Here is a 23800-nt window from a genome sequence, read left to right on the forward strand (position 1 = left end):
GAAACTATGCAGCTGATCAGAGGTATCCATAACATTCGGCCACATCACTTTGGTTGTGTGTTAACTATCGGTAACTTTGATGGTGTGCATCTGGGCCATGTCGAGGTTCTTAAAGGGCTTCAACACGATGCTAAGCAATATGGGTTGCCTAGTACAGTGATGTTATTTGAGCCGCAACCTCAAGAATTCTTTGCAAAAGAAAAAGCGCCAGCTCGTTTGACTCGATTACGTGACAAGCTTGCTTTGTTGGCAAAACTAGGTATTGATCGCGTGATTTGCGTTAGCTTTAATGGCAAGTTTGCTAGTCAAGAGGCTGAAAGCTTTATTGAGCAAGTTTTAGTGAAAAAACTGGGAGTTAAAGCACTGACAGTTGGCGACGATTTCCGTTTTGGTAAAGGTCGCAAAGGCGATTTCGATATGCTTAAGCGCCTTGGTGATATTCATAATATGCATGTGAAGAGCACTGCGAGCTTTCGTAGAGATGATCACCGAGTAAGCAGTACACTGATAAGACAAGCTCTTGCTGACGGAGAGCTCAATAAGGCCCATGAAATGCTGGGCCATACCTATGCAATTTCTGGGCGTGTTATACATGGTTGGAAAAAAGGCCGGGAATTAGGCTTTCGCACGGCAAATATTGCACTTAAACGGCAAGTAAACCCAGTAAAAGGGGTATATGCGGTTAGGGTGACGCTGGATGGTAAACAATATGAAGGCGTTGCTAATGTCGGGAATAAACCGACCTTGAATGGTACAAAAGCCCTGCTTGAAGTACATTTATTTAATTTTAACCAAGATGTCTACGGACATTTTATGCAAGTGGAGCTAATTCAAAAGCTTCGCAATGAACAAAAATTCGATACATTGGAACAGCTTACAGCGCAGATCGCTCAAGATGTTGCCGCTGCAAAACAATGTTTTAATTTTAAGTAGGCGATACGGAAACTAGGATAAATGAGCGACTACAAACATACTTTGAATCTACCGGAAACTGAGTTTCCAATGCGCGGAAACTTAGCGCAACGCGAACCAAAAATGCTGAAAGCTTGGTATGAAAAAGACTTATATGGTCGAATTCGTGACGCGAAAAAAGGTAAGAAGCCATTTATTTTGCACGATGGCCCTCCATACGCAAATGGTGATATTCACTTAGGTCACTCAGTTAACAAGATCCTAAAAGACATTATTGTTAAGTCTAAAACATTGTCTGATTTTGACGCGCCTTACGTGCCAGGTTGGGACTGTCACGGTCTGCCTATCGAGCTTCAAGTTGAGAAAAAAGTAGGTAAACCGGGCCATAAAGTTTCTGCGGCGGAGTTCCGTGAAAAGTGCCGTGCTTACGCTGCCAAACAAGTAGATGGTCAAAAAGCTGACTTCAAGCGTTTGGGTGTACTAGGTGATTGGGATAAGCCTTATTTGACCATGAACTTTGACTTTGAAGCGAATGCAATTCGTGTATTAGGTCGCATTATCGAGAATGGTCACCTTCATAAAGGTGCTAAACCTGTTCATTGGTGTACCGATTGTGGTTCAGCATTGGCTGAAGCAGAAGTAGAATACCAAGATAAACAATCTCCAGCGATCGATGTACGTTTTGACTTTGTCGATCAAGACGCGGTGGTCAAAGCGTTTGAATTGGCAGAGGGTCATGAAGGTAAGGGTGGAGTATGTACTGTTATCTGGACAACAACACCTTGGACTTTACCAGCTAACCGCGCAGTGGCGATGAACGAGCGCTTAGAGTACGCACTAGTTCAAGTGGAAGACGAAGGTAAAGAGCAGCGTATCGTACTGGGTTCTGAGCTAGTTAAAGATGCAATGGACCGTTTTGGCTTCAATCATTATCACGTACTTGGCTATGTAAAAGGCCAAGCGCTTGAGAACTTGCGAGTAGCACACCCATTCTTAGATTTTGATGTACCTGTTATCTTAGGGGATCACGTAACAACCGATTCAGGTACCGGTATCGTTCATACGGCACCAGGACACGGTCCAGAGGATTTCTCCGCGGGTCTTTCATACGGTTTAGAAGTTGCTAACCCCGTAGGTGCAAACGGTGTGTTCTTACCTGATACGCCTATCTTTGCTGGTCAACACGTATTTAAAGCAAATGCTAGCATTGTAGAGCTGTTGGCAGAAAAAGGTGTGTTGATGCACCACCATGCGCTTCAGCACAGCTATCCACATTGTTGGCGCCATAAAACTCCCATTATTTTCCGTGCAACACCGCAGTGGTTTGTGAGCATGGACCAAGCCAACTTACGTAAAGACTCACTCGCCGAAATCGGTAAAACACAGTGGATCCCTGAATGGGGCGAGAACCGTATCGCAAACATGGTAGAAGGCCGCCCAGATTGGTGTATTTCTCGTCAGCGTACATGGGGTGTTCCAATTGCGCTATTTGTTGATAAAGATACTGGCGCACTTCACCCGAATACCAACGAGCTCATTGAGCAAGTTGCTAAGTTGGTTGAAGAAAAAGGAATTCAAGCATGGTATGACCTTGAGCCTGCAACGTTACTAGGAGAAGACGCCGAGCAGTTCGTTAAAGTACAAGACACGCTAGATGTATGGTTCGACTCGGGTGTAACACACGCTTGTGTTGTGGATGCACGAGAAGAGTTAACCGGCCCTGCGGATCTTTACCTTGAAGGCTCAGACCAGCACCGTGGTTGGTTTATGTCGTCAATGATGACATCGGTGGCGATTAATGGTCATGCGCCTTACCGTCAGGTATTAACACACGGTTTCACCGTAGATGAAAATGGCCGTAAGATGTCAAAGTCTTTAGGCAATGTTATTTCACCGCAAAACGTGATGAATAAATTAGGTGCCGACATCTTGCGCTTATGGGTTGCATCTACGGATTACACCGCGGAAATGACAGTCTCTGACGAAATTTTTAAGCGCTCAGCAGATCGTTACCGTCGTATCCGTAACACCAGCCGTTACTTGCTAGCAAACTTAAGTGGTTTTAATCCTGCGACTGATCTCGTTGCTGTTGAAGACATGGTTGAGCTGGATCGTTGGATTGTGGCGAGTGCCGCTGCATTGCAAACAGAGATCATTAATGCCTACGACAACTATCAAATGTTAGTTGTAACGCAAAAGCTGATGAACTTCTGTACAGGTGAGCTTGGTTCATTCTACTTAGACGTGATCAAAGACCGTCAATACACCGCGAAGAGCGACAGTCATGCTCGTCGTTCATGTCAGTCTGCGCTTTATCACATTGCTGAAGCAATGACGCGTTGGATGGCACCAATTATGAGTTTCACGGCACAAGAGATCTGGGAAGTTCTTCCGGGTGAGCGTGGCGAGTTTGTATTTACCGATGTATGGTATGCAGGTCTTGAAAATGTCACTGAAGGTAAACTTAACAACGAATACTGGCAGAACCTACTAGAAGTACGTGATGAAGTGAACCGTGTGCTAGAGAGTGCGCGTAAAGAAGAGCTGATCGGTGCAACTTTACAAGCAGAAGTCACGTTATACACAGGCGGTGATTTAGCTGAGTCATTGCAGAAAATTGGTGATGAGCTGCGCTTTGTACTATTAACGTCGAAAGCGACTGTTGAGGTTGTAAATGCAAAACCAGCAGATGCAATCGCAACTGAAATTGATGGTTTGTACATTGCAATCAAAGCAACAGAAGCTGCCAAATGTGAGCGTTGTTGGCACTATTGCGAAGATGTGGGCCAGCACCAAGAACATGCTGAATTGTGTGGACGTTGTGTTAGCAACGTTGAGGGTGACGGCGAAGAGCGCCAGTTCGCATAGGAGCAACGAGTGACTAACACAACGCAAAAAAGTGGTTTAGTCTGGTTGTGGCTGAGTCTGCTGCTTTTTGCAGTAGACTACATAACCAAAGCCGTTGTTGTTGAAAATATGGATCTTTATGAATCAATAAAGATCCTGCCATTTTTCAATTTTACCTACATGCATAATTATGGCGCCGCATTTAGCTTTTTAAGTGAAGCCGGTGGTTGGCAGCGTTGGTTTTTAAGTGCCATTGCAGTTGCTATTAGTGTGTTACTGCTATTTTGGTTGAAGAAATTACCTGCCCGTAGCTGGGTTTTGTGTTCAGCATATTCTATGGTGCTTGCGGGCGCTTTAGGCAATTTGATCGATCGCTTGATCCATGGCTATGTCATCGACTTTTTACACTTTTACTATCAAAATTGGCATTACCCAGCATTCAATGTTGCAGATATGGCGATTGTAGGTGGCGCAGGATTGTTAATTTTTGACGCTTTTACTGGCGATAAAGCACAGGAGAAAAAGGCATGAGTGAACAAGTGATTGGCCCACAATCAGAAGTTGTGTTTCACTTTTCTATCAAACTAGAAGATGGCTCGGCGGCAGATTCGACGAAAGTTCACAACAAGCCTGCTAAGCTCTTTATGGGAGATGGCAGCCTGACTGAAAATTTTGAAAAGTGCTTGTTGGGTTTAAAAGCGGGTGATAGTAAATCGTTTGATTTGCAGCCAGAAGACGCGTTTGGTCAGCCGAATCCAGATAATATTTATTATGTGGATCGTAGTAAGTTTGGTACTGATGCACCGGCTCAAGTTGGTAGTATTATTGCTTTTACCCAACCCGATGGTACTGAATTACCTGGCTTAATTCGTGAAGTTGCGGGCGATTCTGTTACGGTTGACTTTAACCACCCATTGGCGGGTCAACCCGTTACCTTTGAAGTGGATATTTTAGAGGTGAAGAACTAATGGACATTTTACTTGCTAACCCTCGTGGCTTTTGTGCTGGTGTAGATAGAGCGATCAGTATTGTTGAGCGCGCGCTCGATATTTTTGAAAAGCCTATTTATGTGCGTCATGAAGTTGTACACAACAAATATGTTGTAAATGGACTACGTGATCGGGGGGCCGTGTTTGTTGAAGAGCTGCATCAAGTACCCGATGACAGTATTGTTATCTTCAGTGCTCACGGCGTGTCTCAGCAAGTACGTCAAGAGGCTAAACGTAGAGAGCTTAAGGTGTTTGATGCGACATGCCCATTAGTGACAAAAGTACATATGGAAGTGACGCGTGCTAGTCGAAAGGGGACAGAGTGTGTACTGATTGGTCATCATGGTCACCCGGAAGTTGAAGGCACGATGGGGCAATACGACAACCCTGAAGGTGGTATTTATTTAGTTGAAACCCCTGAAGATGTTGAGAAGTTGCAAGTAAAAGATGCTGACAACTTATTTTATTGTAGCCAAACAACACTATCGGTGGATGACACGGCGGATGTTATTGATGCGTTGCGTGAGAAGTTTCCAAACATTCACGGCCCACGTAAAGATGATATTTGTTATGCCACACAAAACCGCCAAGATGCGGTAAGAGATTTGGCAGATAAAGTGGATGTGTTATTAGTTGTAGGTGCAAAGAACAGTTCAAATTCAAATCGACTTAGAGAACTTGCTGATAAAATGGGCACGAAAGCATACTTAATTGATGATGCACAAGGTGTTGACCCACAATGGGTTCACAACGTGGAGTCAGTTGGTGTGACTGCTGGTGCATCTGCGCCTGAGGTATTAGTTCAGCAAGTTGTAAACCGCCTAAAAGAATTGGGTGGTAACACGGTTGTTGAAAACCCGGGTGAAGAAGAAAATGTGGTATTTGCCGTTCCGGTTGAACTGCGTTAAGACTTTTAGCTTTGATGTTAAAGTCTAGCAATTTAACTTCACAGCTTATTCCTACGATTATTACCCATCGAGGCGTACTAGCCATGCTAGTCGCCTCTCAAATTCTCGCTTCAATTTTGGCTCTAGCGCCTTTTAGTTATGATGATTTTTGGGTGCGACTGGGCATTTTCAGTTTGTTTATTCATTGTGTGAGCGTGTTGGGGTTTAGCATCTTATATGCCTTACGCCACTTAGTTTCACGTTGTAGCTTGTTTTTTCAAGTATTTATAATTATTGCTATTTTTCAGTGTATGACCGCAGGGCTAAGTGCTTTGATTCAATATTTGCCAAGCCCTCAGGCAAGTATATTTGAGTGGTCATTTGTGTTGAAGAATATGGCGATTTGTTTCTTAATGTCGCTGTTGTTTATTCATTCAATGAGCATCTTTTTAGATAAACTACAAACCACCAAGACGTTATCAAGAATTGAGCTGGAGGCCCTGAGCGCGCGTATCCGCCCTCATTTTTTGTATAACAGTCTAAATACGATTGCTGAGCTGACGCAGGGGGATAAAAATGATGCGGAACAAGCCGTGTTGTCACTCGCTCAATTGTGTAAAGCGGCTATGCGCACGAGTGAGTTGACGACTTTAAGGGCAGAGCTCGATCTTGCACGTCAGTATATTGACTTAGAGCGTTGGCGATATGTGCAGCGACTAGATGTTCGGTGGTATTTGCCCAAGCATATTCCTGAAGTCACTTTGCCTGTGCTGAGTGTTCAACCTTTGTTAGAAAATGCCATAGTTTATGGGGTGGAATCACACAGCAATGTGACACGCATTGACATAGATTTATTAGAAACAAAGACTCAGGTTGTGCTTAGGATCAGCAATCAATACTCGCAAGAAAAAGTAAATCAGTACAGCGGAGAGGGGATTGCCCAAGATAATATTAAAGCGCGACTAGCGTTGCATTTTGGTAGTCGAGCCAGGTTCGATACAGAGCAAACCTGTGAAACCTATACTGCCATATTAACCTTTTTGAAGGAGTCTACCTGATGAAGTATATGGTCGTAGATGATGAGCCCCTAGCTCGTCAACGCATAAAACGGCTTATGGGTGGTATTGCGGGCACTGAATGTATCGCTGAAGAGTCTAGTGCAGAACAAGTTTTGGCTTTGATTGAAAGGTACCAGCCGCAGCTCTTACTGCTTGATATCAATATGCCTGGAATGAATGGTCTTGAACTCGCTCAGAGCATTAGTTTATTGGCCAAACCACCTAAAGTGGTTTTTGTTACGGCACACTCAGAGTATGCATTAGACGCATTTTCGGTTTTTGCTAGTGGCTACCTTGTCAAACCTATTACGCTTGAGCAGTTACAAAAAGTGGTGACGCATCTTTTCCCCCCACGGTTAAAGTATTTGCTGGGAGGTCAAACGAGGTGGGTTGAAGTTGAGCATATTTTAGTGGCCAAGGCGAATGAGAAATACACCACCTTGTTCACTGGTCAAGAAGAGATTATTTTAGAAACCAGCTTAAAGGGGCTGTTGGCGCAATACCCTGAGCATTTTGTGCAAGTGCATCGTAATACCTTAGTTAAGCGCGCTGCAATTTTTGAGCTACACAACACAACGCAAGGGTATTGGGTGTCTGTTGTTGGCTTTCCAGACGAAATTGCTGTTAGTCGTCGTGCGTGGCAGCAGTTGCAATCCTTAGGTTAACCGTTTATCGGCAAAAGTAACCGTTAATTCCTTTCTTTCTTGTAAGTTGACGCTCACTTTATACAATAAAGTGAGGTTATTTATATTTTATTGAACATGTCATTTAAACATTCAAAACAAGCAGGCTTTACGCTTTTAGAAGTGCTGATTGCTTTTATGGTACTTAGTTTTGGTTTGTTAGGGGCTGTGGCCCTTCAAGCAAAAGCGAAACAAGCAAGCCTTGATGCGATGCAACGCTCAGCTGCGATAGCGTTAGCGAACGACATAATTCAGCGTTTGAGAGTTAATGACACCTTGCAATTATCGGCTCATTACAAAGTTGTATTTAACAGTCAAACCACCCTTAACCCAGTCAACCGATGCTTCAGCGGCCAGTGTGATGCTGCCAGTATTGCCGCAATGGATATAGAGCACTGGCGTCAAGCAATACGCGCTAGAGAAAATACAGGTGCATTGGACAATACCACAGTTTGTATTACGCCTTCGCCAGTTGGGGGTACACGTAATCGTGGGTATAACGTTGAAGTCGTTGTGGCTTGGCAAGGCAAACAAGCGATGAAAGCAAGCGTCGATAATCAGTCGATTAGTTGTGGAGAAAAAAACAATAAGCGCCGTTTGGTGGTTTTAAATAGCTATATCTTGGTGCGAGGGTGATGATGGTTAGTCGTGGTTTTTCAATCGTTGAATTATTAATTGCGATGTTTATTGGCGTGCTGATCTTAGCAGGGGTCGGTGTAACTTATGTGAGTATGAAGACCACCACACGGGATACTTTGGCAATTGGGGAAATGCAAGAGGCGGGGAGGCTGACTCTATCAATTCTACAGCGTGATATTGAACAAGTCGGATTTTGGGGAACATTTTATGAAGAAGGATTCAACGACGACAATGTTGCCATGGGCGGTGGAGTAAAAAGTCCAAGGGGAGATTGCTATGGAGGCATAAACAATGGCAGTTTTCCTGATACGAGTCCTGCGAACTTTCGCTCCATATATGCCAGTGTGGTGACAGATAGCAGTGCGCTCAATTGTGTATCTAATGCAAAGAAGAACACCGATGCAATTCAACTCAAGTTTTTAGAAGGTAAGCAGTTAGCAAGTGTAAACAATATGCAAAATAATCGCTATTACTTTGTAGCCGATCAAGAGCGTGCTTTGTTCACTACAAAAACCAATGGTTTTTCTCTACCAACTGTAAATTCAACGCTTTGGCCATATAGTCATCATGTTTATTACATATCACAGCAGGATATTACACTTAGGAACCAAAAGTTATCAATTCCGGTTTTGATGCGTAGGCGGCTGACAGTCAATGGCGGTATGATCAGTGAAACCGTGATGGAGGGGGTTGAAGACTTACGTTTTGTTTTTGGTCTAGATACGGATGGCGACAACCGAGTGGATACTTATCGTAGTACTCAAGACATGAGTGCATCCGATTGGGAGCGTTTACATGGTATTTTGACTGTCCAAATTTTTATTCTAGTTAGAGCATTAGAGCCTGACTCAGATTTAGCTCGCAGCAATAACACATTTATTTTGGGTTCAGATCCAGATAAGCGCGTGCATACCTTTAATGACAATTTCAGAAGAACCGTCTTTTCAACCACAGTAAGACTTAACAATATGGGAAGTATCGTATGGCGTTTGTAAATAACCAGCGAGGTGTGGTGCTGATCAGTGCGATGTTAATGATCGTCGCGGTGAGTGCGATTGCTGTAACCCTAATGAGTTCTAGCAGTGTTGACTTAAAAATTTCCAATGCCGTTCAAGAGCGTGAAGAGGCGGAAAATTTGTTGATGGGTGAAGTTCAAAGAGCGGTTGCGACACAAACCGCATTGGGTGGCAATAGTTTATTTACACGTAGCCGTCAGCAGCTAGAACTAGGAAATAACACATTCAAAGGACAAAATGGTGCAGTGAACACAGTTACTAGCTTGAATAAGGGGCCAATGGAGATTAATTGTCCACGCTCTTATGCCTTTACAGCGGGGATAACCTGCAATATGACGCAACTCGAAACCACGATTACTTATGGCGCTAAGTCTCAGCATACGATTACTGTCGTGACTGGAATAGGACAAGAAATGCTCAGTGTGAAGGAGGGACGTTAAGACATGAAGTGGTGCTTATTATTACTGATTGCATTTACGTCACATTTAGTGTGTGCGGATGATATTGAGCTGTATATCAAACAAGATGTTGCCATAAAACAAACCCCCAAAGTTATGGTGATATTTGATACCTCTGGCAGCATGGCTTTTTCTAGCACCAATGGTAATAACTGTGGTTATGACTATGTCAGAGGACGTTATTACTTATGTCCAGATAACCGGTTAGGTGTAGCTAAACAGGCTATTACTGACTTGATTAACGGTAATCCAGACATTGATTTTGGTTTAATGCGCTTTAATCAGGATCAGGGGGGATACATTTTGGCGGGACTAGGAGCGAGTAACTATGCGCTTAGATACCAAATTAGTGCATTAGAGGCGATAGGCTCTACGCCGTTGACGGAATCGTTGTGGGAGGCATATGAGTACCTTTCAGGCGGCAACGTTGGTTATGGTTATGGTGTGCCTTGGCAATACCGAGATACCAGTGTAGAGCGAGGTAATCGCTATATTTCACCGTTTCAGGCTGTGGCGAATAACCCAGATATTTGTGCCAGTTCAGCCAGTATTATTATGATCACTGATGGTGAGCCATCCGCGGATGATGGTAGCAATTACAACATCGCAAATCTTTATTATAGTACGTTTGCCAAATCGGCGGAAAAGCTACACGATAGCTATCTACCCGCACTTGCTGAGATCATTGCCGGCAAAAAAGATCTCTACCCGCAAAGCCAAGTTTTAGAAGACAAAGGCCGAGTATATACAATTGGCTTTGGCACTGATGTAAGTCAAAAAGGCACTGAGGTGCTACAGAAAGCCGCGCAATTGGGCAAAGGGATTTATACCCAAGCAAATACACCTAATGAATTGACCGATGCGCTTAAAAAGCAATTGGATGTGATACGTCAGGTGAATGACAGTTTTTCGGCACCTTCGGTTGCGACCAGTAGCTCAGATCAAACCCGCAGTGGGGAAGCATTGTATTACACAATGTTTCACCCTGAACCCCATACCAGGTGGCAAGGCAACTTGAAAAAACTGAAGTTTTCTAACAATAAAGTGGTTGATATGGGTGGTGCGGCTGCATTAGACGAGAAAGGGTTGATAGCTGCAAGTGCGACTACATTTTGGTCTGAAAGTGGTTCGCAAGATGGCAACAATATTCAACGAGGTGGGGTGAACTACCAATTGCAAAAGCAGCGAAATCGTACCATTTACTCTGATTATGGCAATGGGTCGTTGCGACCATTTACTGTGCCTGAAGGGAGAAGGCAATACGGTAATTTGCGCCGTTTCGCAGGTGCGTTAGGTGTCTACAAAAACGAAGTTAAAAACACCATCAATTGGCTATATGGCTGGGATGTTGATGACGACGATAGAGATGGTGTTTGGCGAGAGCGCAGGCTTGACATATTTGGCGATCCTTTGCATTCAAAACCCGTGACTATGGATTACGGTAATGGTGATATTCGCGTTATTGTTGGCACCAATGCTGGGTTACTGCACATGTTTAAAGACAAAGGCAATACTGTTGAAGAGAGTTGGGCGTTTATTCCTGAATCCTTGTTTAAAGTGATTTATAACACGCGAGTTAAAAAACCAGACACTAAGCTATACGGCATGGATGGGCCGTTGACAGTTTATTTTCATGATGTAGACCAAAATGGCAAAGTCAACGGCGATGATGAAGTTTGGTTGTTTGCGGGGATGCGCCGAGGGGGGAATCGTTACTATGCGTTTGATATTACAGACCCTGATAACCCTGAGATGATGTGGGGCAAGCCCTTGGGGGGCGGCTCAGGCACTTTTGAAGAGTTAAATCAAAGTTGGTCAAAGCCCGAAGTGACTTATATCGAAAACCGAGGTAAATCTCCCGTGCTTATTTTTGGGGCGGGTTACGATACGAATAAAGATAATGGGAGCAGTGTAGATGGTAAAGGCCGGGGTATTTTTATTATTGATGCTCAAACAGGTAGTCTTGTTTGGTCTTTAACCCCAAAAAATGGCTTTAAAGGTAAGCATAGTGTCCCCGGTGATGTTGCAATGTTGGACTCAAATTATGATGGCTATACTGATAGACTCTACTTTGCCGATACAGGTGGAGATGTTTGGCGGGTGGACATGCCAGGTGCGAACCCAACTGACAATGATAAAAAATGGACGCATTTTAAGCTTGCTCAGCTTGGCCAGCCCGGAGGTACTGGGGATAGGCGGTTTTTCTACAAGCCCGCAGTTGCAAGAACTTACTTCAGTAAAGTTACAGTGACCTCGACTTCTGATGGTAATGTAAAAACGCGTAAAGACACACCTTATGAAGCCGTGATGCTTGGTTCTGGAAATCGTTCTAGACCATTATCAACAGGCACAAAAGATTATTTAGTGATGATAAGAGATGAGCATACTGTGACGCAGTCTTTTCAAACAAACGTGCCATCAACAATTCAACTCAATGAGCTGATGGATATAACCCAAGATCCATTTGCCGCAGAACTAGATAATGTGCGAGGTTTTACGGATGTAGAGGCGCAGTTGGGGCAATTTAAAGGTTGGAAATATGCACTATCAGGCAATGAAAAATCGCTGGCAGCTCCGACGGTTGCAGGTGGAATTGCCTATTTTACATCGTACACCCCCCCCAGCGAAGTGAGCCGTTGCAAAGCATCAACGGGTACGGGTAATTTATACGCCTTTCATTTGCACTACGGAACCCAAGTGTATGATGAACTGAGATTTGAGACGACTCATACTGTACCGGATACACCGAAAGTGTACTTTAATTGTGAAAAAGCACAGGGGCAAAATGATTGCGAAACCGTGGTACGTATGGTTGGTCCAGCAATAAAAACAGAACAGGATAAATCACCGGGGAATGGTCCTTCAACGGGTACTCCGTGGACACCTTCCGAGTTACTTGATTCAGTGCCAGTCGTGATCAACGGCAAAATATCCTTAACTCGTCCTCAGGTTGATTTTGGTTTAACAACAAGACAAATGTACATATACAAAAAAGAGCTTAATGATGAAAAATGATTGCACTAAGGGGCAAGGTTTTACGCTATTGGAGCTGCTCGTGGTTTTGGCGATTGTGGGTATTGTTTCGACTTTTGCATACCCAAGTTATCAAGATCACCTTGCGCGCGCAGCGCGTTCAGAGGCGATGACTTTGCTGCTTGATGCAGCAAACCGTCAGGAGCAGTATTTTGTTGATAACCGAAAATACGCAAATGTATTGGAAGATATCGGTGTGCCAGAGAAAACGCCCAATGGCTACTATGCTATTTCAGTGACCAGCAAAGACAATGAGTTTGAGATAGTGGCCAGTGCCGTATCGGGTCCGGTAGCGGGCGATAAAAAATGCACGTCACTCAAAGTGAATCACCTTGGTCAAAAGCTGAGTTCTGGTAGTGCAACCAATGAGCAATGCTGGCAACGCTAGGTTGGAGTTAATTAACCTTGAATCAAGTTATAGCGGGCACTTATCTGTGTCTCGGATCCTTGCTCTACCAGAGTTGCTTACGCTCATCTCCAAACCCGAAGCTTCTCCTTCATGTTCAGGTAAACAGTAAACAAAAGTACCATTGGTGAAGCCTTTTATCGCACCTGTATAATTGAACACAACCGCTCGACGAGGATAAGCGAGTTTATCTTGCTTAGGGATCGCATCGATTTCGAGCAGCAGTGTATCGTCTTTGTCTAGCACGTTTGGCTCTTTGCGGTCGACAAACACAGAAATGGACTCGTGCCAATGGTTATCAACACAACGATTATGCTCTAAATGACAAACGGTTGTTTGGGCCCCTGTAGAAAGCGCTCTGACTCTGGCAAATACCAATGCCCGTTTAATTTGCTTCAAGCCATGTTCGGGGCGGTGCTCAGAAAAAATTTCACCATAGCTTGAAAGTGCTAGAGTCAATAAAGTCGATAGTATAGCTAGTACCACCAATTGCTCAAATAAAGAGAGTCCAGCCTGATAGGGCCGGTTGCATTTGTCCATCCTTGGCGCTCGCAATCAAATTGATATGCATTAAAACCTAGTCTAAGGGGTTTTTAAATGCAATGTAGGCAGGTAAAAGTTTATCTGCAGCTCAAGCTCGAAATGCCATTGAATAGCGCATTACCCGATAAAGTCACTGAGAGTGCTTGATTCTGAGCTGTATTGCCTTTTGGACAGTATATGAAGGTGCCAATGGGGGATGTCATTTGGCCACTCCCTTCAAAACGAATTACGCCTGATGCGAAGTATAAGGCGTCACCTTCTATAATGGGATCGATAACTCGTAGCAAGGTTTCGCTGCTTTGTTCAAATTTTCCATTATTGTTTAGATCGTTAAATACTGCGATAGCGGAGCTTGACCAATTGCCATTGCAGGCTAAGTCATTCCCGTTTACTCGAGATGCATCGACAGGACAGGCAATAACGATACTGTCACTGGCAACCGCTTTTGCTCTTGCAAAACTAATACTTTTTTTTAGCTCAAGTAAATGGGCCTCAGCACGCTCAGAACCAATTAAATCTCTATTGCCATAAAAAGCGATTGCAGCCAAAACTGCTAAAATTGCTAGGGTCGTAAGCAATTCAAGCAGAGTAAAGCCACTCGTTTTTATTTGTGGTGTTCTCATTATGAACAACTGGTCTTACTTTAATTTTGTTCATTATCGCGTGGATTTTACCGCCAAAGCAATGACTTTGTTTGCTAACGTTTTTAGGATTGATTAAAATCGACGCACGACCACAGGAAATGATAGAGCCATGAAAAAAATAGAAGCCATTATTAAACCGTTTAAATTAGACGATGTAAGAGAAGCATTATCAGATATTGGTATAACCGGTATGACTGTTTGTGAAGTAAAAGGGTTTGGTCGCCAAAAAGGCCACACAGAGCTGTATCGTGGTGCTGAGTATATGGTTGATTTTTTACCGAAGGTAAAACTCGACATTGTGCTCGCAGATGAAGATGTGGATCGTGCAATTGATGTTATTTTAAAAACGGCTCAAACAGGAAAAATCGGTGATGGTAAGATCTTTGTCACGGAAGTAGAGCGTGTTGTTCGTATTCGTACGGGTGAAGAAGACGAAGAAGCAATTTAAACGAGCGTTAATATTTTCTTCAACGTTCAAATACAAAAAGCCCCACTTTTAAAGTGGGGCTTTTTGTTAGCTTTTATTTAGTGATTAACACTAAACTGTCAGCTTATCGCTTGTTTAGCTTTAATGTTTGACGAGCATGTTCGCTTAAGTCGTTTAATCCCAATTTGTCATAGCTTTTTACCATGATTTCAAGTGCATTGTTCAAATAGCTGCTTTGAGAGTAATGTTCAACGACATATTTGCCACGATTGGCTGCGGCTAAATAAGCTTCACGCTCAAAGTAATATTGGGCAACTTTCAGTTCATAGCGTGCCATTTTATTGAGCAGCCACACTAAGCGCTTTTTCGCTTCAGGTACATAAGCGCTATCAGGGTAGTTCTTAACTAAGGTTGACAAGTCCTGAAATGCTACACGAGTTCGGTTAGCATCTCTGTCTGCTCTATCTACACCAAAATAATCTTGAAAAGCATTTTCATCTGCTTTGATGTTCACCAGACCTCGCATGTAATACATGTAATCTAAATTTTTGTGGTTTGGATTCAAGCGAATAAAGCGGTCAATTTGCGCTAACGCTTGTTCGGTATTACCTGTTTGGTAATAAGCAAACACTAAATCCATTTGTACTTGGCGAGAATAAGGGCCAAAAGGGTATCGAGAGTTGATGGCGCCTAGTAGCTCGATTGCGCGAGCATAGAGGCCGGAGTCTAGTGTTTGTTTGGCATCGTCATAAAGCGCTTGTGCTGATTTATTTGGTACGCGTTCTATTTCATCTTGTTCTGGCGCTGAAGAGCAGGCCGCTAAGCCCAAAAATGAGGCGCTTACTACAATGGCAAAGGCGCGCTTCCCTAAGTTTTTTATCATTTTATTTTACTACCTTTGTTGTCTTCGGCTAGGCCAAGTCGGTAAAACCGAGTAAACTATGCATTTATGCGATTCTAACCCAGTCGAGCACAGCTTGCACTGGTAAATTAGGTAAAGTTACAGATGTCAGAGCAAATTTCCCTTCAAGCTGAAGTCCCCACCGAATTAGGCGGTAAACGTCTAGACCAAATTTTGGCGCAATTGTTCCCCGATTTTTCACGTTCAAGAATAAAAACTTGGATTTTAGACGATAAAGTAACCGTTGACGGTGAAGTGCTAAACACGCCTCGTGAAAAATTACTAGGTGGAGAGGTGGTCGCAGTTGAAACGCAGATTGAAGCACCCAGAGAGTATGAAGCGCAGGATATTGCTTTAGATATTGTTTATGAAGACGATGATATTTTGGTGATCAATAAACCTATGGGGTTGGTTGTTCATCCAGGCGCTGGTAACCCGGATGGCACAGTGCTTAACGCATTATTGCACCACCACCCAGATATCATCAATGTGCCACGAGCTGGTATTGTGCACCGCCTTGATAAAGACACTACGGGTTTGATGGTGGTGGCTAAAACCATTCAAGCACAAACGCATTTAGTTAAAAACTTACAAGCGCGTGAAAACTTTACCCGTGAATATGAAGCGATTTGTAATGGCACAATGACAGCTGGCGGCATGGTTGAAAAACCAATCGGACGCCACGCCACCAAACGTACTCATATGGCCATTCATGAAATGGGTAAACCAGCAATAACGCATTACCGTGTTGCCGAAAAGTTCAGAGCGCATACGCGATTACGTTTGCGTCTGGAGACCGGCCGCACGCACCAAATTCGTGTTCATATGGCGTATTTGAATCATCCATTGATTGGCGACCAGCTATATGGTGGACGACCGCGTCCTCCGCGTAACGCAACACCAGAGCTTTTTGCCCAGCTGAGAGATTTTAAACGTCAAGCGCTACATGCAATTAAGTTGAGCATTGCTCATCCAATTACGGGTGAAATGATGACTTGGGAAGCGCCAGTGCCTGAAGATATGCAAATTTTGACACAAGCACTGCGAGAAGATACTAAGATCAACCCAGATCTTTCTCTATAACTGTTCCGGTTATGTTGCTTCCTGATTGGCCAATACAGCATTTAGTTGGCGGCTTATCCACAACCCGTAACGGCGGTTTTTCTCAATCGCCGTTTGATAGCCTCAATCTTGGTTATCATGTGGGTGATAATAAGCAACGTGTTGATGCCAATCAGCAGCAGCTGCTGCGGTTTTTACCCAGACCAGCACAGTGGTTAGAGCAAGTACATGGTGCAAACGTTTTAGAAGTGACCCAGTATCAGGGCACCACACCATGGCCTAAGGCAGACGCCCAATACACGCGTTTAAAACAGATGCCATTGGCCATAATGACCGCGGATTGTTTACCTATTCTTTTGTCTGATTATAAAGGTAATGAGGTTGCTGCTATCCATGGTGGTTGGCGGCCATTAGCACAAGGTATCATCAACAACACTCTGCAGCGTTTTTTATCCCCCAATGAGCACGTATACGCGTGGTTAGGTCCGGCTATCGGTCCAACTCAATTTGAAGTGGGTGAGGAAGTAAGGCAGCAATTTTGTGCGCTCAATGCTGAGCATAAGAATGACTTCATGTTACAAGCAAATAGTAAGTATCTTGCTGATATTTTTGCTATTGCACGCAGGCAACTCAATGTACTTGGAATAAAGCATATCTTTGGTGGCACACATTGTACAGTCACTGAGCAAGCGCAGTTTTTCTCGTATCGTAGAGACGGCCAAACGGGGCGGATGGCCTCTCTGATCTGGCGCAAATAATTAAACTTTGTAAACTTTTTCTACTTGAACATTCGACTTGTCATACCCATTAATTAACTAGTAATCGTTTTTAATAGGTAGATACCCATGCGTTTAGATAGATTTACCAGCAAATTTCAGTCTGCGCTGTCGGATGCGCAGTCATTGGCTCTTGGCCGTGATCATCAATTTATCGAGCCCGTCCACTTAATGTATGCACTGTTACAACAAAATGGTTCTAGCGTACGAGCTTTGTTTGCGCAAGCAGGTGTCAGTGCCGATGAGCTGAACAGTAAATTATCTCAAGCCATAGAAAAAATATTTAAAGTTGAGGGGGCTGGTGGCGATGTGCAGTTGTCAAATAACCTCGTTTCCTTGATTAACTTGTGCGACAAATATGCGCAAAAACGCAAAGATCAGTATATTTCGAGTGAACTGTTTGTGTTTGCTGCCTGTGAAGATAAAGGTCCACTTGGCGATATTTTCAAATCACTGCATATCACTCAACCTAAAATAGAAGCGGCTATTAAAGCCATTCGTGGTGGGCAAAAAGTGGATAGCCCAAATGCGGAAGACACGCGTCAATCACTGGAAAAATTCACGATAGATTTAACTGAGCGTGCCGAGCAAGGTAAGCTGGACCCCGTTATCGGCCGTGATGACGAAATACGTCGTACAATTCAGGTGTTACAGCGTAGAACTAAGAATAATCCAGTGTTAATTGGTGAGCCAGGTGTTGGTAAAACGGCGATTGTGGAAGGCCTCGCGCAGCGTATTGTCAATGGTGAAGTACCCGAGGGGCTTAAGAACAAGCGCGTATTATCTCTTGATTTGGGTGCACTTGTTGCCGGTGCTAAGTATCGAGGGGAATTTGAAGAGCGTTTGAAGTCTGTTCTCAATGAATTAGCGAAAGAAGAAGGTCAAGTTATCTTATTCATTGATGAAATTCACACTATGGTTGGCGCGGGTAAAACCGATGGCGCGATGGATGCTGGTAATATGCTCAAACCGGCTTTAGCACGCGGCGAGTTACACTGTGTGGGGGCCACCACGTTAGATGAATATCGTCAGTACATTGAAAAAGATGCTGCGCTAGAACGACGTTTCCAAAAAGTATTTGTTAGCGAGCCAAGCGTGGAAGATACCATTGCTATTTTGCGAGGTTTGAAAGAGCGTTATGAACTGCATCACTCGGTGGATATTACCGATCCGGCAATCGTAGCGGCTGCAAACTTATCGCATCGTTACATCAGTGACAGACAGTTGCCTGATAAAGCTATTGACCTGATTGACGAAGCGGGTAGCTCTATTCGCTTACAGATAGACTCAAAACCTGAGCAGTTGGATAAACTGGAACGCCGAATCATCCAACTTAAATTGGAAGACAATGCGCTGGCGAAAGAAAAAGATGAAGCCAGCCAAAAGCGTCGTACAGAAATGCAGTCGCTAATTACAGAGCTTGAAAGTGAATACAAAGAACTGGATGAAGTTTGGAATGCAGAAAAAGCGTCACTTCAAGGCACGCAAGTTATTAAGGCGGAGCTCGAACAAGCACGTTTAGATTTAGACGTGGCACGTCGAGCCAGTGATTTGCAGCGCATGTCAGAGCTTCAATATGGCCGCATACCAGAGCTAGAGCGCAAGCTTGACCTAGCCTCACAAGCCGAAATGCAGGAAATGAGCTTGCTCAAAAACCAAGTAGGTGAAGATGAAATTGCTGAAATTTTATCTCGCTGGACTGGTATTCCGGTGGCCAAGATGCTCCAGGGTGAGCGTGAAAAGCTACTGCAAATGGAAGATGAATTACATAAAAAAGTGATTGGCCAAGATGAAGCGGTTAATGCTGTTGCCAATGCAATCCGTCGTTCGCGTGCCGGGCTTGCCGATCCTAACCGTCCAATCGGTTCATTCTTGTTCTTGGGTCCTACAGGGGTTGGTAAAACGGAGCTAACAAAAGCGCTGGCGCATTTTATGTTTGATACGGAAGATGCAATGGTGCGCATTGATATGTCAGAGTTCATGGAGAAGCACTCGGTTGCACGTTTAGTGGGGGCACCTCCCGGCTATGTTGGCTACGAAGAAGGGGGGTATTTAACCGAAGCGGTTCGTAGACGCCCATACTCAGTCGTACTGCTTGATGAAGTAGAAAAGGCGCATCCAGATGTGTTCAATATTTTGCTGCAAGTGTTGGATGATGGCCGTTTAACGGATGGTCAAGGTCGCACCGTTGATTTCAAGAACACGGTCATCATTATGACCTCTAATTTGGGTTCTGACATTATTCAAGAACAAGCGGGTAGTAATGATTACGCAGCCCTTAAAGAGCGTGTGATGGGCGTACTCGCCACGCAATTTAGGCCTGAGTTTATCAATCGAATTGACGAGACTGTGGTATTCCATCCTCTGATTAATGAGCATATCAAGCAAATCGCTAGCATCCAACTAGACAAACTTGAATCACGCTTGAGAGATAAAGGGTATCAGTTTGAGTTAACCCCTGCGGCATTAGACAAAATAGCAGCGAATGGATTTGATCCCGTATTTGGTGCACGACCCCTCAAACGAGCTGTGCAGCAATACATTGAAAACCCTCTGGCTCAGCGTTTATTGTCAGGTGAGTTTGTCAGTGGTGATACGATTACTGTTGATGTACAAAACGACGATATTGTATTTGTAAAATAAACCGTTAGTGAAGCTCAGGCTAAATAAGGCCTGAGCTTTTTGCCTTTTACAGCTTCCTTTTTACCTTGTGCCTAAGCCATTTTTCTATATTTATTGTTTTGTTATACTGAAAAATGCGTATAATCACCTGCTCAAATAAACAGCGACTTTAGCTGCAACCACTTTACGCGGTGTCAGCGTGGTGCTTCTAAACCTAAAGGTCATTGCTTTATTTGTATTTTCTCAATTTTAGAGAAGTAAGCCATTGACTACACCTACCAAAAATAATGATAAAAACGGTTAAGCGCAATAATGGTGTTCACACCCCTTGGTTGTGAATATGGTTCTGTGTGCTACAACTAAACAACTGGGGTGTTGAGTCTCTATGGGGTTATTCTTGAAGTTTTATAAGCGGAGCGTTCGATGCAAGATGTGAGTTTTTTGGTTGTTGATGACTGTCAGTTAGTACGGAACTTAGTGCGTAATACCCTAGAAAATAGATTGGGCGCAGATACAGTTTATACGGCAACTAATGGAAATGAAGCATTGGAGCTTCTCAGTGTTCGAGAAATCGATATCATAATTGCAGATTGGCAGATGCCAAAGATGGATGGTGCCCAGTTACTTCGTACAGTTCGACAATCGGACAAAATGAAAAAAATACCTTTCATCATGATGAGTTCTTTAGGAGATAAAGAGCATGTGCTTAGTGCTATTCAAAATGGTGTATCACAATATGTGGTCAAACCATTTAGCGCAGAAAAGCTTGAAGATGCCATTCAGAAGTCTTGGAACAGTGCAAACCGTCGAGGTGCCGTGAGGCTCGCTGGTATGCCGGAGCATCGAGTGAGAGTGCAAACCAGCAACAGAAAGCTGGCAGGCTCGGTGAAAAACATCAGTCATACCGGTATGTTGATTGAATTACCCTATAGCTGTGATTTAAATCTATTTAATAACTATGCGATTGAGCTCGACATTTTTGATTTAAACAAAGAAGGTAATATGCTAATTGAGCCTATTTATGGGATGCCTGTGCGTTTGAGTGCAGTCGATACTAAATTGGGTTCAGCTAAAGTTTGCCAAATGGGTATTAAGTTTAATAACGACATGTTGCATGAAGCGGTTAAAGTAAAGTTGTCGTATTTACTCGAAAGTTTGGGCGACAGTGTTAACGAATTAATTCAAGATAATTAACCTCAGAAGAGGTTAATTAGGCTATTGAATGCTCATCAATAGCCTAAAATTATGTGCTACTTCGCAATTAAGCTTTAAAAGTTAGCAGCATGCCAGAGATTTTGTTGGCACTTTCAACTAATTTTGCAGCGTCTTCAGCCACTTTATAACTCAGTGCTAGGTTTTCATCCCCGTGCCCACTAATATCACTTATATTACCGTTGATCTCCATACTTACAACCTGTTGCTGCTCTGCTGCAGCGGATATCTCTTGCGCCGATTGTGCAATATCACTGATCTGCGAAAAAATGCTTTCTAACGCTAATTGGCTTTGCTGGCTCGCTTGCGCACAAGAGTCTGCACGGTCTTTGGTGTTTTGCATCACTTCTGACCAACTAAATAACGTATCTTGAATTTCCTTGATTGAGGTGTAGATATGGCTGGTGGCATTTTGTGTTCTAGATGAAAGGGCGCGTACTTCATCAGCAACAACTGCAAATCCTCGGCCATGCTCACCGGCTCTTGCCGCCTCGATGGCAGCGTTGAGTGCCAACAAGTTAGTTTGTTCGGCAATGCCTTCAATTTCCGTCATGACTTTACCAATTTTGTCGGCTTCGTCGGCCAAAGAAGAAGCAGTTTGAGCCGCTTCATCCACTTGTTCAGCGAGCGTATTCACCATGTTGGCGTTATCTGCCATGGAAGATTTGATTTCATCACAATGCTGTTGTGTTATCTCTACTTTGCCAGCTGTTTCAGCGGTATTGTCGGAGATTTCACCTATAGTGCTGCTCATCTGCGACATAGCTGTTGCAATTGAATTTAAACGTTGGCTCTGTGCTTGAATGCCAGCTTCTGTTTGGCTAGATTTACTATCAAGTCCTGCGGCAATGTCTTTGAAAGTGAACGTTGCATCTTTCATGCGACCGAGTACGGTACGAAGTTTTGCTTGCAGCATACCTTGATTGTATTGCGCGACGCTAAACGAAGCGTGCCCGTTGTAGACATAACGTGATACTGAATCAAATTGTGCCTGCTGTGTTTTTAGCTCTGCCGGTGTATTGATGAGTTCATCGTAGTTGATAGCAATTAATGAGATAAAAACAAAAAATAACAGCAAGGCAGCCACAATACTAACCGACCAACCAATTGTGGCACATGATACAAGCACCAATATTGCACTGAGTGCTCTTCGCAGTGTATGTTGCTCACTCCAATGCCAAATGCGTTTACCTTGATTGACGGCATCATACAGCGCTTGTGCTCTTTGCTTTAACTCATTGCTCGGTCTAACACGCACCGATTGATAGCCTGTGAGCTGGCCATGTTCGAAAATAGGTGTAACGAATGCATCAACCCAGTAATACTTGCCGTCCTTACAGCGGTTTTTCACAACGCCTCGCCATGAATGTCCAGCCTTGAGTTTATCCCAGAGTTCTTTAAATGCGGCTTTAGGCATGTCTGGGTGGCGCACGATGTTATGGTTTTTGCCAACTAATTCTTCACGAGAAAAGCCTGAGATTGCGCAAAAAGCGTCGTTCGCATATGTTGTTACGCCTCTTAAGTCGGTAGTAGAGACGAGTTGTTGAGAGTCATCGAATGTGACCTCCTCATTGATGGTTGTTTGCCCACGACGCATTGTGTTCTCCTAAACAGGCTTCGAGCTAGTAAACAAGTGCTCGACTTAATCACTTACGAATTATCGATTTGAGAATTAGATGTTGCTTAATTGTGTTAGATTATAGCTAGTTATCAAGTTGGAGAACAGAGCGACCTGTTATGAGTAAAACAAAACGAGTTTATGGCATTACAGATTTTGGCGATGCGGCACAGATTAGCAGTGTGGAGCACAAAATGGGTAACTTAGAAAGTGGTCATGTAAGGGTCGACCTGTGTGCGACGAGTGTGAACCCGATCGATATTAAAACTAGAATGGGGTTGGGGTTTGTTGCGAGTCAAAAGCCAGATGAGCAGTTTATGGGTCTTGGCTATGATCTTTATGGTCAGGTGTGCGAAGTTGCCGCCGATGTGCCACACATTAAGCTAGGTGATTGGGTCATTGGGATGGTTGGTTTTGCGCTTAACCCCGGGTGTTATGCTCAGCAAGTTGATGTTAGTCACAAGGAAATAATTGTTTTAGATAAGAAAGAAAATCCAGAAATTGCAGGTCTTTGTTTGAGCGGTTTAACTGCACTGCAAGCTTTAAAGCTATTACCCATTTTGCCACAGCAACCTTTGTATATTAACGCCGCGACGGGCGGTGTTGGCCATTTGGCATTACAACTGGCGCTTATGCAAGGTAGGCAAGTGGTTGCTGTAACACATCGAGCGCAGCATACAATGTTTCAATCTGTCGGGGTTAAAACATTGGATTATGATGCATTTTACAGTGAGGCCAGAGTAGGGCAATTACTTGATTTAGTGGGTGGAGAAAATGCAATTAATTTGCTTGCTAATCTAGAGCCGGGTAGTGCTGTGGTGACTGTGCCTACGATTACTCAAGAGCAAGTCTGTGATTTTGCTAAAAGTCGCAGTATTGATTGCCAGAAAATGGTTGTACACGCCAGTGGCGCTGATCTCACTCAATTGTATCATGCGTATAGAAGTGGCAAACTAACCATTCACGTAAGTGAAAAATTCATGCTAAATGATATCTGTGCAGCGCACCGCTTTATGGAAAATGGGGAACACAGTGGAAAAGTTATTATACTGACTTGAGTTTGCTTA

22 protein-coding genes are annotated in these 23800 nt (G+C 43.7%); 18 read left to right on the plus strand and 4 right to left on the minus strand.

Annotated features, from left to right (window positions below):
* Nucleotides 1-6: 6 nt before the first annotated feature.
* The 12 genes from ribF (at nucleotide 7) to ACW689_RS00325 (ending at nucleotide 12910) form a co-directional block, all read left to right on the plus strand.
* Nucleotides 7-933 carry a bifunctional riboflavin kinase/FAD synthetase gene (gene ribF, locus ACW689_RS00270; protein ID WP_476287424.1) on the plus strand — a complete coding sequence of 309 codons (927 nt, stop codon included), beginning with the start codon at nucleotides 7-9 and terminating at the stop codon, nucleotides 931-933.
* 21 nt (nucleotides 934-954) lie between these two features.
* Nucleotides 955-3780 (plus strand): isoleucine--tRNA ligase, encoded by a 2826-nt coding sequence (gene ileS, locus ACW689_RS00275; protein WP_476287426.1) that lies wholly within the window; start codon nucleotides 955-957, stop codon nucleotides 3778-3780.
* 9 nt (nucleotides 3781-3789) lie between these two features.
* Nucleotides 3790-4290 carry a signal peptidase II gene (gene lspA, locus ACW689_RS00280; protein WP_476287428.1) on the plus strand — a complete coding sequence of 167 codons (501 nt, stop codon included), beginning with the start codon at nucleotides 3790-3792 and terminating at the stop codon, nucleotides 4288-4290.
* Nucleotides 4287-4727 carry an FKBP-type peptidyl-prolyl cis-trans isomerase gene (gene fkpB / locus ACW689_RS00285; RefSeq protein WP_476287430.1) on the plus strand — a complete coding sequence of 147 codons (441 nt, stop codon included), beginning with the start codon at nucleotides 4287-4289 and terminating at the stop codon, nucleotides 4725-4727. The genes lspA and fkpB overlap by 4 nt, the downstream gene beginning before the upstream one ends.
* Nucleotides 4727-5656: a 4-hydroxy-3-methylbut-2-enyl diphosphate reductase gene (gene ispH, locus ACW689_RS00290; RefSeq protein WP_476287432.1), complete on the plus strand. Its 930-nt coding sequence runs from the start codon at nucleotides 4727-4729 to the stop codon at nucleotides 5654-5656. Before fkpB ends, ispH begins: the two co-directional genes overlap by 1 nt.
* Before the next feature lie 14 nt (nucleotides 5657-5670).
* Nucleotides 5671-6693, plus strand: a complete 1023-nt coding sequence (locus tag ACW689_RS00295) for a sensor histidine kinase (RefSeq protein WP_476287434.1) — start codon at nucleotides 5671-5673, stop codon at nucleotides 6691-6693.
* Nucleotides 6693-7358 carry a LytR/AlgR family response regulator transcription factor gene (locus ACW689_RS00300; RefSeq protein ID WP_476287436.1) on the plus strand — a complete coding sequence of 222 codons (666 nt, stop codon included), beginning with the start codon at nucleotides 6693-6695 and terminating at the stop codon, nucleotides 7356-7358. The genes ACW689_RS00295 and ACW689_RS00300 overlap by 1 nt, the downstream gene beginning before the upstream one ends.
* Nucleotides 7359-7454: 96 nt before the next feature.
* On the plus strand, nucleotides 7455-8012 hold the full coding sequence (gene pilV / locus ACW689_RS00305) for a type IV pilus modification protein PilV (protein WP_476287438.1): 558 nt from the start codon (nucleotides 7455-7457) through the stop codon (nucleotides 8010-8012).
* A 2-nt stretch (nucleotides 8013-8014) separates the two neighbouring features.
* Nucleotides 8015-9010 (plus strand): PilW family protein, encoded by a 996-nt coding sequence (locus ACW689_RS00310; RefSeq protein ID WP_476288290.1) that lies wholly within the window; start codon nucleotides 8015-8017, stop codon nucleotides 9008-9010.
* Nucleotides 8998-9471 carry a pilus assembly protein PilX gene (locus tag ACW689_RS00315; protein ID WP_476287440.1) on the plus strand — a complete coding sequence of 158 codons (474 nt, stop codon included), beginning with the start codon at nucleotides 8998-9000 and terminating at the stop codon, nucleotides 9469-9471. The genes ACW689_RS00310 and ACW689_RS00315 overlap by 13 nt, the downstream gene beginning before the upstream one ends.
* Before the next feature lie 3 nt (nucleotides 9472-9474).
* On the plus strand, nucleotides 9475-12504 hold the full coding sequence (locus ACW689_RS00320) for a pilus assembly protein (RefSeq protein ID WP_476287442.1): 3030 nt from the start codon (nucleotides 9475-9477) through the stop codon (nucleotides 12502-12504).
* The gene (locus ACW689_RS00325) at nucleotides 12491-12910 is read left to right on the plus strand and encodes a type IV pilin protein (RefSeq protein WP_476287444.1); all 420 of its coding nucleotides are present in this window, start codon (nucleotides 12491-12493) and stop codon (nucleotides 12908-12910) included. Before ACW689_RS00320 ends, ACW689_RS00325 begins: the two co-directional genes overlap by 14 nt.
* A 27-nt stretch (nucleotides 12911-12937) precedes the next feature.
* On the opposite strand, the gene ACW689_RS00330 is transcribed toward ACW689_RS00325, so the two are convergent.
* Nucleotides 12938-13468, minus strand: coding sequence for a GspH/FimT family protein (locus ACW689_RS00330; protein WP_476287446.1), 531 nt, complete (start codon nucleotides 13466-13468; stop codon nucleotides 12938-12940).
* An 80-nt stretch (nucleotides 13469-13548) separates the two neighbouring features.
* Nucleotides 13549-14094 (minus strand): GspH/FimT family pseudopilin, encoded by a 546-nt coding sequence (locus ACW689_RS00335; protein WP_476287448.1) that lies wholly within the window; start codon nucleotides 14092-14094, stop codon nucleotides 13549-13551.
* A 130-nt stretch (nucleotides 14095-14224) separates the two neighbouring features.
* On the opposite strand from ACW689_RS00335, the gene glnB reads away from it, so the two are divergent.
* Nucleotides 14225-14563 (plus strand): nitrogen regulatory protein P-II, encoded by a 339-nt coding sequence (gene glnB, locus ACW689_RS00340; RefSeq protein WP_476287450.1) that lies wholly within the window; start codon nucleotides 14225-14227, stop codon nucleotides 14561-14563.
* Nucleotides 14564-14666: 103 nt separating this feature from the next.
* On the opposite strand, the gene ACW689_RS00345 is transcribed toward glnB, so the two are convergent.
* Nucleotides 14667-15425, minus strand: coding sequence for an outer membrane protein assembly factor BamD (locus ACW689_RS00345; protein ID WP_476287452.1), 759 nt, complete (start codon nucleotides 15423-15425; stop codon nucleotides 14667-14669).
* A 123-nt stretch (nucleotides 15426-15548) separates the two neighbouring features.
* Here ACW689_RS00345 and rluD point away from each other — a divergent pair, with 123 nt between their 5' ends.
* The 4 genes from rluD (at nucleotide 15549) to ACW689_RS00365 (ending at nucleotide 21097) form a co-directional block, all read left to right on the plus strand.
* Nucleotides 15549-16526 (plus strand): 23S rRNA pseudouridine(1911/1915/1917) synthase RluD, encoded by a 978-nt coding sequence (gene rluD, locus ACW689_RS00350; RefSeq protein WP_476287454.1) that lies wholly within the window; start codon nucleotides 15549-15551, stop codon nucleotides 16524-16526.
* A gap of 11 nt (nucleotides 16527-16537) precedes the next feature.
* Nucleotides 16538-17263 (plus strand): peptidoglycan editing factor PgeF, encoded by a 726-nt coding sequence (gene pgeF / locus ACW689_RS00355; RefSeq protein WP_476287456.1) that lies wholly within the window; start codon nucleotides 16538-16540, stop codon nucleotides 17261-17263.
* An 87-nt stretch (nucleotides 17264-17350) separates the two neighbouring features.
* Nucleotides 17351-19924 (plus strand): ATP-dependent chaperone ClpB, encoded by a 2574-nt coding sequence (gene clpB / locus ACW689_RS00360; protein WP_476287458.1) that lies wholly within the window; start codon nucleotides 17351-17353, stop codon nucleotides 19922-19924.
* A 402-nt stretch (nucleotides 19925-20326) separates the two neighbouring features.
* Nucleotides 20327-21097 carry a response regulator gene (locus ACW689_RS00365; RefSeq protein ID WP_476287460.1) on the plus strand — a complete coding sequence of 257 codons (771 nt, stop codon included), beginning with the start codon at nucleotides 20327-20329 and terminating at the stop codon, nucleotides 21095-21097.
* A 67-nt stretch (nucleotides 21098-21164) separates the two neighbouring features.
* Here the strand turns inward: ACW689_RS00365 and ACW689_RS00370 are convergent, their stop codons facing one another.
* Nucleotides 21165-22712, minus strand: coding sequence for a methyl-accepting chemotaxis protein (locus ACW689_RS00370; RefSeq protein ID WP_476287462.1), 1548 nt, complete (start codon nucleotides 22710-22712; stop codon nucleotides 21165-21167).
* A 140-nt stretch (nucleotides 22713-22852) separates the two neighbouring features.
* On the opposite strand from ACW689_RS00370, the gene ACW689_RS00375 reads away from it, so the two are divergent.
* A complete protein-coding gene (locus ACW689_RS00375; protein ID WP_476287464.1) occupies nucleotides 22853-23791 on the plus strand; it encodes a zinc-binding dehydrogenase in 939 nt (312 codons plus the stop codon).
* The last annotated feature ends 9 nt before the right edge of the window (nucleotides 23792-23800 follow it).

The organism is Pseudoalteromonas sp. ABE4_541 (genome assembly GCF_056312285.1).